Raw genomic sequence first — 20,953 nt, 5'->3', positions numbered from 1 at the left:
TTTTGAATGCAGTCTTTTACAGGATAATATAAACGACTTCTCCTTTCGAGATATTTCCTCTTATATGTAGATACTCTATAGGTAGGAATCACACACAGAAGCATAGGGCGATTATTTAATCTTGAATATGTCACATCGGAATAACATATCAATTCAATCTTAGCAGGGGGAAGAATAATCGAATTTGCTTGGCTTCGTTATCTACCGCCCGCTTAATCCAAGGAACATATCATCAAGTGGTTAGGTAGAATCATCTTACATAATTTTCTACACTGGCAAAGTAAAGATTACCTCAAGTGGATCTTTACCTGCGAAAAAATCTTCATACAATTTTCTAACTTCCATCGAATCTAATTCTTTTTCTTGCTTATTGATTAACCTATCCAACTCTTCTAAAATACTTACTTCCTTTGATGACAGCACCTTTGACTTAATAAGCGTGTCTTTCATATTGGGAAGTAACCCTCTTGGCCAGCAATCCTCATACACACCTCTGTATGAATCGTATAAGAACGTGATCTGACTTATTCCCGCATATTTCCGAACGTGTGGATGCACTAATAATAAAAATTGAGCGATAATTCCAGAACGCTGGATTAAATAATAAGCCTCTTGTACTTCCTTCATCAAGTAAGATTTGGCTTCTACAGAATTAGCAAGAAAATTGATGTACATTCTTGAGAGTACGTTTATTAAGTGTTCTTTCTCTAAATTCTCTTCCAACTTCTTAATTATTTCTTTTTCACTAATTCCCGCTTGTATAAACCCTATTAAACAAGCTGACATTCCTTTCACATTAACAGCTTTTTCAGCTACACATAACATATATTTATCAAAGATTTCCTTGAGGTAGTTTTCACTACATGTGTAAATGTCTAAACATTCAATGATTGTTTCTATTACTGAAGCTTGATCATACTTATCTTCTATACGCGGGAGAAGGTCTATCAAATGTTCAACAAATTCTTCTCCGTAATATTCTAGCAAGCTAGGATTATATTTTACTTTTTCTAGTAGAGCAAAAAACGTTTGATATTCTTTTGTATCATTATTTTGTGTTAGATATTTGAATAGCTCATTAATATATTTAACTTTCTCGTCCACTAGACTTTCTCCCTTTCTATTGTTAGTGTTACTTAATTTAACTTTTTACACGACTTTATATCAGATTAATGGCAATAAAAGCAATTCTACCATAGAAAGCCTAGTGCCATTGTACTACATGCCACTCAATCCCTTTAGGAGTTTGCTTATAAATAATTCGCATTACACCATTGTTTCCATGTTCATCTCGTATATATACAGAATTCCACCCTGCGAAATTCTGCCCATTACGCCTATTATCAAGAACATGATCGTTTAATGCCTCTAAACGCGCTTTAGCGCTTTTGTCACCCCGAGCTTGCGCTGAAATATCATCAAGAATTTGATTAGCTAAATTTCTCTCATGTTTAGTTAAATGACGACTTTCTGTTTTTCCTGATATACCGCCTCTTACTGGAATTTTTTGATTTAAAGAATCTCTTGGATTTAGTATATTTGCATGTTCAATTCCTAATAATTTCTCAGGTGGTATAGATTCTGGCCCCTCAGAGAGATGATCATCCTTCTTATGCGATCCTCCTGATGAAGCACCGTCATCTTTGGAATGTTTCTTTCCTTCCTTTCCTTTCTTTCCTTTCCTTCCAACTACAAACGCAAATGCTGCTTCTACTAACAGATGGGCATTTTCTTGTTTGGAGCTATTTTTTACTTTTTCATAAACAGCCTCTGGTTGCGTTATGACTTTAACAATTTTATCTGCTACGTCTTGTTTTCCTTTAAAGTTATCGGCTACCATTTGACGAATATCTAGATTAGGAAAGTTACGTATTCGCTCCCATGTTGCCTCTAGATATTCATGAGAGGAGTTTTTGATTTCATTGAACACAATCCGCTCAGTCTCATCCAGGTCTTTCATAAAAGGACTTTCCCTATACGGATAGTGCCCATACTCTTTTCTATATTCGTCAATCGAATTCAGAAAATCAATTAGATATTTCTTCTGTTCCGTCGTATACCCTTTCATATCATCCCGATAGTTGGGACTCATCAAAGCTCTGTCGCTATATCGAAAATGATTGCCTGTCTGCCGCTGATGTTCCATTAATGCGACTATATCTGAGAAGGGGGCCTGATCATTATAATAAGCATCCAGCGCATCCTCAAACTGTTGATCCACATTTCTTTGATACCAGCGTTCCCGTATATCAGAAGGAATATCACTATAGGCTTGGACGGAAGCCTGATTGACTCCTTTTACATAGTTGATGAAATCCGATATGGATTGTACTCCTCCATATCCTCTGGCACTCGTCCACACCTTGCCCAAGAAATCCATCATCGCATGTTGTTCACGCGCCTTCTGTTCCTCCGCATGCGCATGTAAGGTTTGGGCAGCAACGTTGGCAGTCTTCCCCAACACCACTCCCCAACCATGGGAAGGTACACTAGCAATCATGGACAAACCGGCTGCCGCATATTTAACTATGGATGACGGTCCGGAGGAAGCGACCTCGGAACGAATCGAAGCTATTTTTTGACTTGCTGCTTTTGGAATGGCTCCCAAGACAGGAATAGACCCAGCCACATCACATACTTTCTGGGCTAATCCTAATACGCCATCGAGTAGACTAGCCTTCGGTGAATTCGGAGTGTTTACGGCTGACTTAACGGCTCCCCCATCTTTCGATGTAACGCTTGAATTGGAGTTTCCTCCTGTACTGCTATTTGCTGCACTTTTCGCCGCCTGCGCCTCCGCATAGGCTTTTACAGACATTAATGGCGGCTCCCAGACTGGTGCCAGTTCAGCTACAAAAACCGGTTTTTTAACCGTACCCTCCAGTTGGACTTTAGCGGACCGGATATCCGTTTCACCGTCCAACACCAAGCTGCTACTGCCCGCTTTGAAATAGATGGCCTCGGCAGCTTGAATATTCAGTTCCCCATCTGCATGCAATGAAAGTGTATTGCCCGCCGACAATGACAATTCATGCTCACTGACGACCTGAACACCCGATGCATTCAATTGAATGTAAACCTGCTCCGACTTGGCCGTCATCTTCAACTCACTGGCACTTAGCTTGATGTCCTTGTCATGAGGTGTCCCCCAATACTTGGTGGCTGGGTCAGCGAGCTTTGGCGAGTTTCTCCCTTGTCGTATGGAGCTTGCCGCATATCCATCCGCCTCCTGCTCTGTAGGGAACCGGACGGATACCCTATCTCCTCGTTCCGGCATGACGTACCAACCGCTATTCCCTTCGGCTGTATAACTGCTGGCATATGGAAACCAACATGCCGTTTCCCGATCCTGCTTTTCATCCACTGTAAGATGAACACGTATTCGGCCTGACTGGACCTCTAATACATGCCCTTCCAGTGAGGCTCCGGTGAGGTTCGAGCACAAAATCTCTGTTTGATGAATTCCCTGTTCGTGAATCAGTTCATACTCGTGTAGCAGCACTCCTTTTTGCAATTCAGAAGTGACTTCCGCTACCATCCATTGTTCGCCATTCCAATCCGTCAGATCCCCGGGCCGGGCAAGCGTTTCACTCTGCAGCAAGTAGCTGAATTCCGTTTTGCTGTTGAGATCAAAACTGCGCCGGGTACGGTAAACCGGATGCTTCATCTCAACGTACTGCCCCTCTGGCATACCCAACCAGAACTTGGGTCCGTTTAATGAAATTTCCGGAATCAGCACAGCTCCAAATCGGGAAGCGATCCGTTTGAGAAAAGCCCAATCCGTCTCCTGATACTGTAAAGTAAATGCATGCAAGGTAGCACCGTTTGTTGCGTTATCGATAACATCGGCCTGACTGTACTTCTGAATGATTTGCTTGATCAACTTTTCATAGGGCATTAAGGAATGCTGATAAGAACGGGTCACAGGTGTAATATCTAACTGAATCGTATGAGATACCGCTTCAAGCTCCACATAATAGATACCACGCACCATTCGTGTTTCTGCACGAACCAATAAACCATGGAACAAAATCCGTTCAGGTTGGCCATTGTCTGTTTTGGTTCGGATGATGACAAGCTCGTTATCCTGATCCTGTTCTATGTAATGATCTCTCTGCTCTTCATCTATCCATCCACTGATCTTTAACCGGGCATGATCGTTCAGTTTCCGTTCAATACGCAGTTCATGGATCGTCTGAAGAGGATATGGACCTATACATTCCAACTCCGTATACGTTAACATTGTTTGTGTATGATTCAACTTGTGCCTCCCTACTCCAGCGTCTGGCCATCGTCTGTAATCCGAATCATTCCCCCGTATAGGCACGCATTCGAGCACTGGTCCAGCAAGGCCGGTTCTCCTTCCACAAGCACATCGCTTTTGCCCCCGATCCAGGGTCCGGTGATCACCGGAACACAGTTCGCTTTTTTGACCCCATAAATATCGACCATGTCACTGCTTTTGACCGCTGGATTGGCTGGGCAGGAGCAACGGCCAAAATTGCTGATATTGGTGCCGGGCAAGTAATCTCCAACATTCATTTGGGCTTTCTCCTTCACATATACGCCGTGACTGAACGGTCGTTTGAGCCGTGTCGGCTGCGTACCAAAGCTGCAGCTCAAGATGGCCCCGGCAACTACGTAGCCCTGCTTGCTTCCCCGTCCAGCCTGAATAGTTTCCTCTTCCGAATGAGATTTTTTTGCCATTCTTCTCTTCCCCTTCCCCATGTCCTTTCTTAGTTTGTTTTCACTTCGCTACCCAAAACATTGGTTATTCCACCCAACGATACGGTACTGCCTTTGCTCGTCATTTGAATTTCATCCCCGGCCGTGATTTTCACTTTACTGCCGGAATGAAGGGAGATATTCCCTCCTGCTGAAAATTGAATCTGTTTATCGCTTACAATGTGAATTCCATTTTTCTCATTTAACTGGATATACATCGTCCCCTCTTTACTGGTGATGACAATTTCATCAGGGGTTAATTTGATTTCCTTGCCGTGCAGGGTACGAAACAATTTGATGTCAGGATGTGCAAGAGCGTGTTGCCCCGCACTCCGATTCTTTTCGCGCAAAGATGTACTTGCCATGCCCTCTTCTTCTCGATGGACAGGGAAATAGAGCAGAACGGTATCCCCGAGCTCAGGCATTACGTACCATCCGCTATGTCCTTCTGCAGTATAAGGAGAAACATAGGTAAACCAGTGGGCCTTTGTAGGGTCCTGCGCAGCATCGATATGTAAATGTAGTTTGATACGATCTCGCTCTACCTGAATGACTTTACCAGGTAAAGACAGACCGATAAGCTGCTCGTTAAACACCTCTTGGTGTCTCAATCCCTTGTGGGAAGTCAGGGTATACACGTGCTGCATCATTCCTTTTTGCATATGAGTGTCTACCTTGTACACATACAGATTTTTACCCTTAAAGGTAACGGTGCTGCCGAGCTCCAATACCTGCTCCGCCTCAACCCGGTAATCAATAAAATCATGCTCGTTTACATGTGCTGTATCATTGCCGTTAAAATAACGATAATCTCCAACTCGCTTGCTGACGGTATAATGATAATTGGTTAAGTCCAGTCCAGACTGGGTTTCCTCGACTCCAAAATAGCACTTCGGCACATCAAATACCGACGCAGGCGTGAGTGAAGTATGGTAACGCGAAGCGATCCGCTTGAGGAACTCCCAATCGGTTTCACGATATTGGACTGCTATACGGCCTAAAGTCGCTCCCCCTGTAGCCGAATCAATGATATCAAAACCGGGATAATCTGCACCTACAGCTCGCAGCAATTCCTCAACCTTCATATTTTTATCTTGAAAGGACCTGTTCTTTTTACGAATATCCAGTTTATACGTGTGTGATATTGCCTCGACCTCCAGGTAATACACATCTCTGACCACTTTGACTTCCATATGGAGCACCGTTCCGTTAAATAGCGGTGTTGGAGTGCCTGCCTCATCTAGTTGTGATACACAAACCGGTGAATCGGCTTCGATCAACTGGACATAACTGTCCTGTAGTTCTTCAGGCAAAATAGCGGTAAAAGAGAGCCGGGTGTGCTCATTCAGTCGCTTGGTCATATGCAGTTCCTGAATGCTAACCACTTCAAATGGTGTAATTTGCAGCCGATCATATGTAATATGGGTTAATGTCATAAGGGTTGATTTTCCTTTCGCTCAGACTCGATTTTCAACGTTAGCAGCATACTGCGGGCTATTGGCTGCCAGGTCGCCATCTCTTCATCCGTACAGTTAAAAGTACACATGAGCGCACGTCCTTCCAGCACCGTAAAAAAGGATAAATTATACACACGCGCATTCCATACTGGTGTCATAAATTCACAGTATCCAATCTGACACTCTTCGTTCTCCAGCACTTCATGGCCAAACCATTCAGTCAACTTCTGGGTTTGTTTTACCACCTGAGCCATCTCATCCGTAAAGTTTTCCAACTCTTCGGTTTGTAATGGACTCTCGGTATGCTTGAAGGTTAAGTTAATCGTGCCTGTGTCATTGGTAAAAATAAAATCCGGACGATGATGAGAGGGATATTTTAATCGTTGCTCGTGCATGGGCATATCCCGAAAGCTCTTTGGCATTGTTATACTGATGCGTTCATCCAGCAAATGTCGCTGAGCAAAAATAAATCTTTCCCCACCGAGTTGCATAAATGTTTGTAAGAGCTGTCCAAACGGTTCCTTCCCGTGAGCGTGATTCACTCCTTCATCCTGAATTAAAGATTGATCATTTTCGGTATTTTCTGCTGTTACTGTGTGTAGCAACGAAACAATTTTCTTATCCAGATGTTCCATACATCATCCACTCCCATCTTTATTACTGCATGGCGACTTCCTGAAAGGTGATGCCACTTGTCCCTCTCCGCAACAGACTTTCCGCCAATGCCAGATTGACCAACATGCAGGTTTCACGCAACCCTTGGACTTGCAATAGGGATTTCCCCTCGGTACGTTTTCGATCTATGACCAGCTTCATCAATGTTCCTCCGGGACGAAATTGGCTTTGCTCACCCAAACAATCCACTAAAGGGGGTTGAATCATCCAATACAACTTTTGCTGCGAACGTTCCATATCCCGAAGCAAAGCCATACGGCTGAACAAGCTCGGCACATAGACCTGTAACAATTCATACACAGCATCAGATACCATCATCCTTGAACCCATTAGAATATCAGGGTAAACTGTATAATCGTGACCATTAACCTTAAACTGTGCAGCATAAGATGGGGGCCAATTCGTCCAGTCATTTAGGTCCATCATCTCTGCATTTGCTTCTTCATCCCATACGGGAACAGCAGCATACAACATCCGATCATCCTGCTGACAAAGGAAATACTTCACTATGCCACATCCCTTTCATTCCGTTTTTCCCGCATTGTGTTATACAAATTAAGTTAGACTCTGTACGACTGGATGCATGCCTAAACTAAACCGGCTTCCATCCAGCACCGCACCTTTGAAGCAGGCTCCCTCAAACGCTGCCCCCATAAAGTCAGCCCCCCGCAATATGGCCCCGGTGAAATCTGCATCCTTCAAGTAAGCTCCCTGAAATTGGGCTCCTGTAAGATCCGCTCCTGCAAAACTTACGGGTTGAAAACCGGGTCTTTCCCATCGTTCAGACTGGTAAATTCCAGGTACAGCTATTACATCCCGGAAAGATGCCCCTCTTAAGTTGGCTTGTTCAAAACGGGCTTCCTGAATCAAACAACCACTAAAATCCGCTTCTTGTAAACAGGCTTTATTCCAACAAGAACCAATCAAATTCCCTTCTGTAAAAACACTATTGTTGAAAGAACTTTCACTCAAATCGGCATATTGCAGACGTATTCCTTCATAATCTCCTTGAGATCCGTCAATTCCCCGAAAAACTTCATGTATGTAGTCATATGGCTTCTTTTCCTCAAGCCACTCTTTCATCACCGTCGAATCTTTGACACACACATCTCGTTTATAAACGACTTCGCTTCGATCTAAATACTCTCCGACTCTCAGTTCGAACACATCTTCCAACTGTATTTCATCCAACCATGCCTCTGTGATACTAAAACGCGCCAAAGCAATGATATATTGATGAATATGCATTGCTGCGTGTAATTTCATCCTTTCTATATCATCTAATCCGATTCTTCCACCATATTTCTTAGCTTGCTTACTTAATTCAGTCTTCCACTCGTCCAAATAGCAAAAGGCCCATTCTGCATCATAGGTATCCCGGCAAGGATGGCGATCCATAAACCACGTCTTGTCCATGGCCTCCACCAAATAGGTCGCCCTTCCGTTTGCTAATTCGGTACGAAGCATGGAGTAAGATATATATCCCAACGCCTGCTTGGTACCTTCTCGCTGCATCTGCTTGACTTTCCCGAGTAGTTGCTCCAGTGAATTACGAAATGTCTTCGCCAAAGCATGCTTACGATTTTGAAAAGAGGCTTCCAACGTAAATAACATTTGATGCTTTAACGGTTCGTAGACCTCATTTGCAAAATGTTGAAGAATTTCCTCACGATTCACGTTCCATCTCCTTTCTGGTTGCTGCGTTTACATACTGCTGTGCGTATTAAAGTAGCTGTTTATCTTAAACCGAAATCTAATATAAATGATATGTGAAATCATAATTTTCAAGGGTATATTTAACAATAAAACATCCTTATGTATGTATCGGATAGATTAGTGATTTTGTTTATAGAAAGAACCATAATACGTGTTATTTTCAATGTAAACAATAAAGACTTTGCTATACAACTAATCTATCAAATCGTATATCTTAGGAGAGTGAGTAAATATAATTAATTTCTCCCTCCATCTTTCCTCGTTTCATATGATGTTTATAAATCATAGTGAACCTTTAAGACTTAATAATCTCATTTCTATACTCTACTCAATAAAAAGCTAAAACCCGCTCAGAGAGCGGGATGAACAGATAGAAGTAACGAAGGTAGTCGGCTCCTGTTCCTTGACCTCTACCTTCTTTGATGAATCTATCAATTTTGGCATCTGTGATTTCACACTTACGGTTTTGCCATGGTTTCGCCTCCTATAAAAGAAAACAGGGCTACCCGAAGGCAGCCCCGTTTGGAGTCATGATGTTAAATCTGGATGTCAGCTCTGTAGACAGTAGAAGAGCTTCTAGTAGTAGTATGGCCAAATTTGTTAGTCTAATACTTTATTTTCCGAGTCTAACACTTTATTTTTCAGTCTAATACTTTATTTTCTTTTAACAACAGCTTTTTGTCGGATGATAAAAAAGTATGGAACCAATTTTGTTGATTTTATAGGGTTTGTTGTGGCATTTGAAACAGGCGAAAAATAAAAAGTTTGGAACCGCCTAAAATTTCCATACAAAAAAAAGTTGGAAACTAAAAAGAATTTCTAGATTTTTTCTTATTTATTTTTATTGCCACGTTTTCAATACTTTTAGCAATATTCAAAAAAGCATCATCTTTGTCTTCCCAAGATGAAACATGCTTCCCGTCTAATGGTAAAGCTAGTAATCCAGAGAAGGGGGCCGACTGCCAATCGCAAGATCTTAATATTATCGGAATAACTACTGCTTCTTCATTAGAATGCTTTCTCAAAGCTTCTTCCATTTCTATCTCATAGCAGTAGTTAGATGCAAGGAAATCCACGCTTACTAACAAAAGGATTATGTCAGCATGCTTTAAATTTTCATCAATTTCTTTATCTAATACTCCACCTGCATCAATCTTACGGTCATGCCAAGTTGAAATTATCTTCTTTCTTTTTAACATAATTAAATGTTTCTCAAGCTCATCCCTCATACCCTCATCTTTATGGGAATACGAGAAAAAAACTTTAGCTTGAGCTATTTCCCCATTTACTTGCCTGTCATTATTCAACTTTATATCTCCTTTAGTGAGATCCGCAATTCCCTCAATCTCTTCTATTGTTTGTAATATTTGTTGTCTATTCTCAGTATAAATGTTCTTTTCAAGCCTTAGACCCGTACCTGAATTTCCGTTCATTTCCAACCAACTGTAATTACCTATAGTCATAAAATTAGTATCACTTATCAGAACCTTTTCTTCAGTATCAACGATCTGCTTTATTTTTAAATATTTCCCATGTTTTTTTTCTTTGATGGCTCTTAGTTTGTTTAATATATTCTTTTCTTCTTTTAGCCTCCAGGAGTTTTTAGTTTCAGTATTAGTACCATATATTAAATATACCTTAGTGCTCTGCTGCAGTGTCTTATCAATCCTAGCTAGTAAATCGTCATCGAATGTATCTGATAATAAAAATGGTACTAAGATTATTACCCACTTTCTGCTCTCTTCAAGGCTTTTCTCCATTATCATTCGAAACTCAAATCTCCTAAGTAATCTAGTTGTTTTTTTCAACCCTTCAATATCACTCTTTAGAATTTCGACTTCATCAGTTTTAAAATATTTTATATTTGATTTATCTTGGGTTAACTGCAGTAATTTTTTCTCAATCTTAACAAGCTCCTCTGAATTGACCGAAGCCTCATTAAAGAGTACAGTCGTTAACTCTTGAGACAAAATTTTATTTTGTCTTAGTTCAATTTTCTCAACTGGTAAAACCCCTAACTGCTCCTCTATATCTGCTGTAAGTAATACTCCATCAAATTCACTTGCGCGATGATCACGGTCGAAAACCATATATTGATATTTTTTTGTTTGAAAGTCATAGAACACTAATACCCTAAGTTTTTTGTACATCATGAAAACTTTCTCAATGCTATTTATTTCTAAAATATCTCCTTTAGGAACAGCACCTTGACCCTTACGTTGCATATCTCTAAGTAAACTCTCAAGCTTACTAAAAGATATACTTTCTTCTACTGGTCTCGGTACATTTTTACTCGGGTGAATAGAGTGAATTGCTTGTTGCTTGATAGATTGTGGAGTATTGAAATTGTAACCTTCAACTGGACTATAAATTCCTGTAATTGCATCAATATAAAATGAAAAATATCTCTCCTCTGGCACTAGTATTTTAATGTTTTCCAAGGTTTCTTTCCCTTTATCGGTAAGCATAAAAGTCTTCGTACTGTTTTCAAACCTTAAATTATCACTTCTCATAAGATTGGCAGTAGCATCGCTGATGATCGCATCGTCAATACCAAGTATATTTGAAATAGCTTCTATTCTATCAATTTTTATCTCTACTAACTTCAGAATAAATTCATCCACAACATTTAATGGAACTTCCTGAAGCATCAATAATGAAAGATTGACTCTCCAAACTGGAAAAGCCACTTCAGAGAAATAGACTAAATCGTAACCAAGAATACTATATGCATACTTTGCAGCTAATTCTTCTATTTTCACTTAGGTAACACCTCTAAGACACAATTATCTGTATCAATTTTTTCAATATGCCTAATTACTTCAGCAAACGGATTTGCATCATTGTATGTGTTTGCTTCCAGTACCATTTCGTGATCACCTATAACAAGTAAGAGTTTTCTTGCACGTGAAAATGCGACATTTAATCTTCTAAAATCTTTCAAAAATCCAATATCACGTCGTTTGTTACTTCTAACAACGCTATACATAACAACTTCTCTTTCCTGTCCTTGAAAAGCATCAATATTATCAATATCAATAGTTAAATTATTCCATTTATTTCTATCTTTAGAATTTATTAATTGTTCAAGCAAATTTTTTTGTTCCGCATAGCCAGAAATGATACCAAGTGACATTTTTTGATTTGATAGTTTCAACTCTTTTTCAATTTGTTCACAATAACTCGAAATTATCCTTGCCTCTAACTGATTCTGCTTGCTTCTCCCAATAGATTTTTCATATCTTTCCTCACTGTTACTGGTAGATACCCACACCACACTTTTTTCTCTCCAACTTTTTAAACTATGATCTAGACTATTAGTAAACTCAGCATTTTCAATGCTGCCGTCATAAAATACTTGGCTAACCAAACGACCAATTCCTGTATGCATTCTATACTGGATATTTAATATTGATTTTATTTCATCATTTGATTTATGAAATATGTCCTCAAATAAGCTTCTTTCTAATACTCCCTCCGGCAATTCAAGTCTTTCTCTTTCTTCCTGACTTATATCTATGTCCACTACAGGGGGTAACTGTTTGTGATCTCCTACAAGGAGAATTCTCTTTCCTCGAACCAATGGAACAAGAATTTCTGGAGGGGTAGCTCTGCCCGCTTCATCAACGATAACCCAATCATATTCGGATGACCACACCCCAGGTATATTTGAAACTCCAAGACAAGTACTAGCAACGACCTGTGCTTCACTTGCACATATAGCTTCGAATTCCCTTCCCTTTCCTAATCTGCTCAACCACTCTTGTCTAATCAGCTCAACTTGCTCAAGATGATTAAGATTAATTAGCTTACGCTCCATCTCCTTCTCAAGAACTGATAAGTTACTTTTTATTTCTTCAAGGTTATAATAAGTCATTCTATTAGAGGGCAATCTAAGAAATTTCATTATTTTATTAATATCATTAATTAAGTCCTGAATATAACTATCCTTCTCCTTATCCATTTCATGTATTTTTTTTTCTAGCGTACAACAAAGTTCGAAATTAATATATTCTTCATTTTTTTCTTCAAATAATCTATACTTTATTTTCGACAATTCATTATCTAGTTCATATAATTCGTCGTACTTGCTAAAACACTGGCGTAGTATCGTTTTATACTCAGCTAATATATTGATATCTATACGATTCAAATCATATAAATCTTCCAAATAAGAGTCGCTTTTATTTTTTGTCTTTTGAATCCAAGAATTAAGGGTACCATCAAGCTGATAATTTATTAGCCGATCAACAATTTTCTCTTTTCTTCCAATTCTTAATAATGTCAAGTCTCCTGTAATTTTTGAAACAGCCTCTAAAGCATTATCAACTGCGGCATTTGATTGGGAAGTTAATAGTATTTTTGTAGAAGGATCGTTTTTTAACAATTGTACTATTATCTCACTGATAACTTTTGTCTTTCCAGTTCCCGGAGGACCTTGAATAAGGTAAATATCAGAACGTAATGTTGCTTTAATTGCTTCTTTTTTTGCTTCATCCAGATCATTTTGTATATATTCTGTAACATTAATAACTTCCTTGGATTCATTATTAACATTTGGGTTATCAATAATCTCTAATAGCTTAGGATTACTTGAATCACCATACCTTACCGCTCTAATTGCATCTTCCTGTCTTTTTAAAGCTGATGATACTTGACGATTATCTAAACTTATTTCCCCAAATTCCTTTATTTCGTCAATATTCACTTCACGTGCTAAAGCGATAGAAAGTTTTTTGCCTTCAAGTCCTGCAAAAGAACCTACACTGATTTTTTTACCATTAGAAGAATCTATCAATAGAGGCTGTTCATTATATAAGTTTGAAATTTCCTTCTCATCAACAAGCATAACTTCCAATTTAGAATGGTCTTGTGAAATATCCCAACTATCATATGATAAAGAGAAGTCCTTTTCTAATAATGCTTTTCTTTGTAATTTTAATACATTTTCCCATTGAGCAAGAATTCTTTTATGTTCAAGCTCTTTATTTCTTTTTATATCTTGTTGTTTCCTCCAATTCTCCGCCTCTTCTAACAATAATTTAATATTTGAGTCTTTCGGTACTATTGCCCTACCTGGAATTGAAATCCAGCAATTATTACATTCAAATGATAGTTCCTTATTTTTAGCCATATCAGCTGACAACGTATAGTGTATACTTTTAAGTCTAAGACTTCTTCCGTCTTTATCCATAACAGCATTGATTCTATACTGGTGAGTATATAATACCCAGTTAACGGAATCTCTCCCCTGCTCAATACTAATTAAACTATCATTAAACGCATTATCGAGCCACATCTTTGCTTCACTTTCTGTATTAAAATCAATTAAACCCAAAGAAACCATACCATTACAGAGATTTTGTGTTGTTTTTACATAATATGTGCTTTTATATTTTAATTCTTTCTTATAGACTTTCTGTATTTCACGCTTTGCATGCAAAACCGATGGGTATCTGTCTTCCTTCTCATATTGGACCATATTTATGATTATTTTTTTATATTCTTCAGGAATTGATGCATTTGCTTGTACCTGTTCAAACACTGATGTTATAATCGGCTGTTCACCTGTAAGCATATAGAAAAAAATTACGCCAAGGGAATAAATATCTGCTCTAAAATCAACATCCTTTTGTCCAATTTGTTCTGGTGCAGAATAAGGAGGTGTCCCAAATCCCTTTACTGTTGTTCCTTGTTGTAAAAGGGTTTTAATCTTGCATATACCAAAGTCAAGCACTTTAATATCTCCTGTATCCTCACACATAATATTTGAAGGTTTCAGGTCTCTATGAATAATTCCTTTGGCATGGGCCGCTGCAACCGCATCAATCACATCTATGATAAGTTGCACACCAGAATCCTTTAATCCATTTGATTTCTTTATCCTTTCTTCCAAAGTCACACCTTCTAAATACTCCAATGAAATCCAGTATTTTTTTTCGACGTTATCAAATCCCCAATCAAATAATTTTACAATCCCCGCATGCTTTATTTGTGTCAGTGCTTCAGTTTCACGTATGAAAAATTCTCTTAATATAAGATCACTATTACCTAAGAGAATTTTAATAACAACTAAAGTATCATTCTCACTATCCAAATCTCGAGCAACCCATACCTCACTCTGACCACTCCCATGTATAAGTCTTATAAGCCGATATCTTGAAGCAAATAATTTAGAAGCCATCTATTATCCCCCCCATTTTATAATGTAAAAATTCCCACTTAATACTTAATACTTAATACTTAATATTTAAAAAGAGTCTATTTAACTTTACTCACCAAAAACATTCCCTAATTAAATGAAAATTAAACATGAGTTGTTCTATTCTTAATCACTGACTCACAAATTCAAAGGGTATGCCATTCTTGCCTTGTCCACACACAGATTAAGTACACCATAAGATTTTCGTTCCTTTTGTAGAATGATATGCAATATTCTGACAAGTGCATACTATCTATATCCTTAATACAGCACATCATTCATACTATTTCCTAAAGTAATTACGCCTCTCGCTATTTGGCATGATTGAATAGACTATGATTTTTATATGAATGGCGGGCATCATATGCCAGTTAGCATGGCTGACTCCCTAGGTTCGCGACTTGGGCCAATGCCCCGCAGCGGCTCCACATCAAATCGCTCTATCAATGTATAGCAGAGAACTGTAATTTCATTCATAAACCTCCTATGTGCAATCATTCTTATGGATACACTGTCAGTTCACCCTACAAAGGCTACTTAAATATTCATACTCATAAGTCTGTTTACGCATATGAAGCCCCACTGGTGTTGCACATCACAGTATTAAAAATTAAGGGAAATAGTAAATTACACTTTAAAGCTAAAAATTCACATGCACATTATTATACAAAAAAACCAGATACTTTTTTTGATTAAGGCTCAATTAACACTTAAGAGTATGAATACAATTGGCCTATCACCTAACCTCATTTAGAGAGCTTAATTCCAAATACATACCGTCATATAATTTTCCTTATATTAAAAGGAAGGGAATATCCCTGTATTCTGTTTTTATAATGAATTGTAATATCCGATTGATCAGTTGAATTGGATTTCCCTGTACCAAATGCGGCCATACCTTTATCAATCATAATTAAATAATTTTCTGTGATAATATTTCGAGCATGCTGTTCTCTTTTTCCAGAAACAATATTTATCTCATTTATATTCCATGAACTGAATGGGGCAGCCTTGAATTTGTTTATTATATCTCTTTCAGTTATCTTTCCGTTTAGTTTAGTAATTAATTTAACGCTAGCCGAAACATCTATCTTGCTTAAAACATATTTATAAAAGTTATCAGAGTTCTCATATAAGTAATTATCTATAATCGTTATCTCTTTTTCTTCCAAAAGAAATCTTCCTAGCCATTCACTAAGATTACTACTATTTGCTCCTCGAGGAATACGTTTATAAATAGGTATTTTATATAAATTCAAAATTGTAGATTTTTTTTCATCTAGTATATCTACACTACTAAAAGTATTGATATTTAGTTTTTTTACCAATTCTGACTTTTCAGTACTATTTATCAACTCACTTAGTAGTATTCTATCCTTCGTATCATTACAAATACTACAAATGACAACATTATTTTTGCTGTGAGGAAAAATTGAATTTACAATCGCATTCTCATTAAACTCATCTATCAATTTGGAATAATTCTCATTGTTAAGTATGGAACTAACAAAAGTAGCATAAAGGTCAAATAATTCAGGCCTGTTAAGCCTAATGTAATCTTCATAAATATCCTCAATTTCCTGATGAATTACTATTTTCCTTCTTTTTATTTCTTTTAACAATATATTTTCGTGAAAAGCATCACTAAAACCATCAAAACATTTTTCAAGTAATGATGGACATATCGTTACTTCTAGATTCATTTATTTTGGATACCTCTCTTCTTTGACATTGTTAATAGTTCTTTGCTTAGTTCATACCCTTTATCAAAAAAACCAGATGGCCATTCATCGATAAATTGTCCTTTTTCGTTCAAATCCATTTTCTTTACACAAGAGGAACCATCATTATTTTTATCAACATAATAAAAAGCAACATCCTGATTATTGATTTTCACATCAGGGTCAGCTATTAAAACTTGTATTCTTCTAATTAGGTGTTCACTATGTGTTTCAATTAACATTTGACTATTGCCTTCAGATAAAACTTTATCAACAAATAAATTTGCAAGGTTTGCTTGTGCAGCGGGGTGTAAATGTAACTCAGGCTGTTCAATAATTACAACTGATTTTCTTGACATTCTATAGGCATATCTCTTGATTTCATCATTTGAGCTGTAATCTAAAAACACTTGAGTTACAATTGGTAGCACTTGGGCAATGCCATACCCTACATCTATTAAATTATCTTTATTTTTACCTTCAACTGATGAAACTACCACTTTGAAAAGATTACTATTCTCAATTTCATCAATATTAATTGTGTATCCCATTGATGACTCAAACCAATCTGAAACCTTACTTAACAAGTTATTTCTTTGTTGATCTGCTTGACGTAAAAGCAAACTAGTATTTTCTCCATTTTTCCCAACATCATTAAAACTGTTCTCCGAGTCTCTATAAACCCTTTCAGGATTTTCTCTAAAAGGACCGATATAAGTAACTTCATTCGAGAATTTATTAAGATTAGTGTAAATTGAAGATAATATTGAAGAATAGATCATTAATGATGTAATTGTTGTGTTCAAAAGTTCAAATTGAGTCTCTGTATTTGAGGAAATTACAATATTAGGATTTTTCATTTTCAAACTATTTAAATCAGGAATTTCCCTATTGAAAATAAAATCAAAAAAAGTATTATATAGTTCCTTATCTTCTTTCTCTAGATAACCAAAATTTTTTTCATAAAAATCCTTTAAATAATCACCATACAAATTTATATCTGGAATAAATTTATTGAAAGGAACGTTTATATTTAAGAGAGTAGATTCTTCTAACTTAATAAGTGTTAAATTTTCTTGGTTGAAAAAATAATGAATCCTAAGATCATACTTACTTCGTTTTGCATCTCTATCAATAGCCAATACCAAATTTTTATCTATAAATAGGCAAAAAGAGTCTACAATAATTTTTTTGTTTATTTTCTTTACTTTAATCTCAATATCAACGTTATCAAAGTTCTTATAAAAGTTTCTAATTAGACCTTTAATATCTTTTTTAAACAAGTAGAATCTGTTCAATAACCCCAAACGAATATCTTTTGAAGAAAAACCGAAGCCAAACCCAAAATTATCACCCTTATGATTATAAATAACATCATCGAAGTTTCCATAATCAATTAATTTGCCAAACAATAGTAATGGAGTTAGAATATCTTCCTGAAAAGTTTGACTTAAAACTACTGGAAATCTTATTAAACTACTTTTACCTGAACTATTCCTCCCTACAAAAATATTGATTTTTTTCAATTCAACTTCTGCATATTCAGAAAAGGATTTTATATTGAATAATTTAAAGGAATTCATTTTTTTCCCTCCACATTATTGAAAGAGTACCTACTAATATATATAATCCAACTTAAGACTCATACCTTATCTAGTAAATTATACACAAACACCTTGTCGTATTTTGTCGCTTTATGGTAAAAACAAAAAAATATTTGCTGTTCATTCTTCCTCTTGCAAAAGTTCATTTTTCACTAACACAACAGTCAGTGTTGAATACTCAGGTACAGAAACGCCTCGAGAAAAATATTACCTATCCCACAACTTTTAAGCTGGTTACCGTTCAGAGTTACGAAAAAGGTCAAACGCCGATGGAGACTTTTTTGGTACGAGATTGAGTCTATTTATCATCAACCGCAAGAAGCCAGCACTGTCTGAGCCAATGGACCTAAGCTTATGCTCTTCATGGAGAGTTTTGGCTACTTGAAGCAACTTGGAAAATGAAATGCTGACGGAAAGCCAGTAGAAGAATTTCATAGAGGAAAACTAAAACGTAAGGAATCACCTATTCAACTGCTACAGATGGAGAATAAATTTCTAAAAAGCTAGAAGCGCTTGAGAAAAATATATCTAGCGGAAGCGTTACCCCCTTTCGAGCGATACCTGAGGATTAGTCATTAAATATGGCTCGAGCGGAAGTATAGTATCGTCCAAACTCATGCATACATATAAACTTGTAACTTCTATCCGACGAGCCAATCCTCATCGTATAAAGGGTCAAAGCTACCAAAGAACACCAACCGTTTTCCCAAACAATTGAAACTTCTGATTGGTTCAGGATAATCGAAAAAAGTTTGTTTACCGATATTACGTACATACATTATGAAATGGGCAACATGCCTATCAGTACATAGTAAAAAGAGAGACGTCGGAATAATTGCTAGTCCACTAACTTTCATCTTCCTGTAAAACACTCCTTCTCCGCTGCCGTTTTTAAAATTCCTAATTGAAGGGGATACAATCCTTTTGAATAACATCGACTTAATAGTAGTGAAAACATGCTTTAAAATTATAAGCTCTTTAATTTCTCTGAAAGAATTTCTTTCATTTCGTCTGATATACCGCGATAGGATCTACGATAAGCCATTATAACTTCAATTGTTATACTCTTATAATTATAGTGATGGCGTAATTGCCAGACTAAGGCAGGTAGATGCCTAATTTGGTAATCCTCTTTTGTTTCAGCACACTCTTCTAAGGCTACTTTGCTCTTGGGCAAATGTTGTATGTAGCTTTTCAGTCTACCCCGTTCGATTTTTTCCATAGCATTAATAATTGTATAACTGCCTATTCGCATATTAGGATTGGATTTTAATAGAAGTTTCCCTACTTCTCTTATCCGTATTGCTAATGCCTCATCAACTACACTCCAGTCAAAGCGATTAAAGGATCTAGAAGGCTGGACGTGCCCCTCTAGCCAAGATCTATCATTACGTTTTAACCAATGATATTCAGACTTACATTTTAGTGATAATTGATATCTACCAAGTTCAGGATTATCTTTAATTATTTCCAGTATTTTTTTTCTATATAAATTTCTCTTGGAATTCTCCATTTCATTTTCAATAGTACTTGCTACCTCTTGAAAATATGTAGAGGAAATAATTCGAGGATTTGTCCTATATTTATTCTTCATAATCTCCTTTACTAAATATTCGGAACAATAGAGTTTTTCGGCAATTTCGGCAGGCACTTGGCCATTCTCTAAGAGGGCACATACTAACTCAACTTTTTTTTCTGGAAAGGTTATCATCTTATATTTTGGCTTCTTTATTTCTTTCCATTCCATTTTGTATTCTCCTTCGCAGAACTCACAAGAAAATTTCCCAATAATCCTTTTTGAGGGCATCTCCTCACATGTGCGCTTCTTAATAGTAAATTGTTGATACTTTGGGCAGAATTTATTCTCACAACGCCAAGGACCAATGGGAAACGGAATATCACAAGTATATGGCAACTGATCCTGTATAAATATTTTTATTGAACCTGCTAAATATCTTATTAATAGAAGATTGAACGGTAAATTTACAACTAAATTTTCATTATAGAGTACACTTTCAACAGCATACCTTTGTAACATATGTTTTTTATTAAGTCCAAAAGTCTCAAAGACACTCGGAGAATAATAATTCAAAAAATCTTTTATTAAGGATAAACGTCTGACTTGTCCATTTGAATCTAGGTATCCATTTGCATTTAAATATTCTATAAATCTAATTTTTATTAAAGATAGATCAATACTTGCAAAGTTTAAAAACAGATACTCTAAATCATTGTATAAATTCCTTTCAAAATCATTATTTATATCTTTAGTACTTGAAATGAGGATTTCATGGCCATTCTTACATGTTCCATTGACTGGAGAATACATAAATTCAAGTCCGCATTCATTACAATGTGTGAGTAGAGCTATTGAGTGAACATGACAATTATGTATGAATGCAAACTGGTGCTCTCGATGAATAAAACTCCACCCATACTTGGACATATCTTCTTTTATACAATAAGGGCAGTACTTAATATGAGGTGAAACAAGCTTACCATTTTTATTCCCTACCAACTTCCCTACGAAACTATCTTTCAATTCCTCTCCTCTTTTCACATCATTTAAGATATATTCTTTTTTACTTTTGGACAAAAAAGGGAAAAGTACTGGTATAAGCGTATGATTCTCTATAATTTGATTTACTGTAAGGACAGAAGTCGGGAGCTTTTCCAATAATTTGCCCAAAGCTCTGGGGAAAGTAGTAAAGTTTGAGCCTGACCCAAACAATTCTTTATTTGAACTTGAAATTTCCGGATTTAGCGAAAGAATATGATAACGATATAAAACGCTTCTAAAATCTTCCCCAGGAAATGGTGTAGGGAAAAAAGCTATAGATTTCATTCTTAATT

At 36.8% G+C, this 20,953-nt stretch carries 12 protein-coding genes; all 12 read right to left on the bottom strand.

Annotated features, from left to right (window positions below):
* Positions 1 to 267: 267 nt before the first annotated feature.
* Positions 268 to 1,104: a hypothetical protein gene (locus tag B4V02_RS03285; protein WP_094153720.1), complete on the bottom strand. Its 837-nt coding sequence runs from the start codon at positions 1,102 to 1,104 to the stop codon at positions 268 to 270.
* A gap of 100 nt (positions 1,105 to 1,204) precedes the next feature.
* On the bottom strand, positions 1,205 to 4,261 hold the full coding sequence (locus B4V02_RS03280) for a phage baseplate assembly protein V (RefSeq protein ID WP_094153719.1): 3,057 nt from the start codon (positions 4,259 to 4,261) through the stop codon (positions 1,205 to 1,207).
* A gap of 11 nt (positions 4,262 to 4,272) precedes the next feature.
* Positions 4,273 to 4,707 carry a DUF4280 domain-containing protein gene (locus tag B4V02_RS03275; RefSeq protein WP_094153718.1) on the bottom strand — a complete coding sequence of 145 codons (435 nt, stop codon included), beginning with the start codon at positions 4,705 to 4,707 and terminating at the stop codon, positions 4,273 to 4,275.
* A gap of 29 nt (positions 4,708 to 4,736) precedes the next feature.
* Positions 4,737 to 6,161 carry a phage baseplate assembly protein V gene (locus B4V02_RS03270; protein WP_094153717.1) on the bottom strand — a complete coding sequence of 475 codons (1,425 nt, stop codon included), beginning with the start codon at positions 6,159 to 6,161 and terminating at the stop codon, positions 4,737 to 4,739.
* Entirely contained in the window at positions 6,158 to 6,817 is a 660-nt protein-coding gene (locus tag B4V02_RS03265) for a hypothetical protein (protein WP_094153716.1), read from the bottom strand. Before B4V02_RS03265 ends, B4V02_RS03270 begins: the two co-directional genes overlap by 4 nt.
* Positions 6,818 to 6,839: 22 nt before the next feature.
* Complete coding sequence (locus B4V02_RS03260) at positions 6,840 to 7,364, bottom strand: hypothetical protein (RefSeq protein ID WP_244188442.1); 525 nt, start codon at positions 7,362 to 7,364, stop codon at positions 6,840 to 6,842.
* A 48-nt stretch (positions 7,365 to 7,412) separates the two neighbouring features.
* On the bottom strand, positions 7,413 to 8,534 hold the full coding sequence (locus B4V02_RS03255) for a pentapeptide repeat-containing protein (RefSeq protein WP_094153714.1): 1,122 nt from the start codon (positions 8,532 to 8,534) through the stop codon (positions 7,413 to 7,415).
* An 845-nt stretch (positions 8,535 to 9,379) separates the two neighbouring features.
* A complete protein-coding gene (locus B4V02_RS26255; RefSeq protein WP_208618702.1) occupies positions 9,380 to 11,335 on the bottom strand; it encodes a TIR domain-containing protein in 1,956 nt (651 codons plus the stop codon).
* Entirely contained in the window at positions 11,332 to 14,757 is a 3,426-nt protein-coding gene (locus B4V02_RS03245; protein WP_094153713.1) for a serine/threonine-protein kinase, read from the bottom strand. Before B4V02_RS03245 ends, B4V02_RS26255 begins: the two co-directional genes overlap by 4 nt.
* 797 nt (positions 14,758 to 15,554) lie before the next feature.
* Positions 15,555 to 16,478 carry a hypothetical protein gene (locus B4V02_RS03240; RefSeq protein WP_094153712.1) on the bottom strand — a complete coding sequence of 308 codons (924 nt, stop codon included), beginning with the start codon at positions 16,476 to 16,478 and terminating at the stop codon, positions 15,555 to 15,557.
* On the bottom strand, positions 16,475 to 18,079 hold the full coding sequence (locus B4V02_RS03235; protein WP_094153711.1) for a DUF3696 domain-containing protein: 1,605 nt from the start codon (positions 18,077 to 18,079) through the stop codon (positions 16,475 to 16,477). Before B4V02_RS03235 ends, B4V02_RS03240 begins: the two co-directional genes overlap by 4 nt.
* 988 nt (positions 18,080 to 19,067) lie before the next feature.
* Positions 19,068 to 20,945 (bottom strand): TnsD family Tn7-like transposition protein, encoded by a 1,878-nt coding sequence (locus tag B4V02_RS03225; protein ID WP_094153709.1) that lies wholly within the window; start codon positions 20,943 to 20,945, stop codon positions 19,068 to 19,070.
* Positions 20,946 to 20,953: the final 8 nt, after the last annotated feature.

This window comes from Paenibacillus kribbensis (assembly GCF_002240415.1).
In the GTDB taxonomy this organism is placed as follows: domain Bacteria; phylum Bacillota; class Bacilli; order Paenibacillales; family Paenibacillaceae; genus Paenibacillus; species Paenibacillus kribbensis.
The sequence above is the reverse complement of the archived record's forward strand: the minus strand, read 5'-3'. Positions and strand labels throughout refer to the sequence as shown.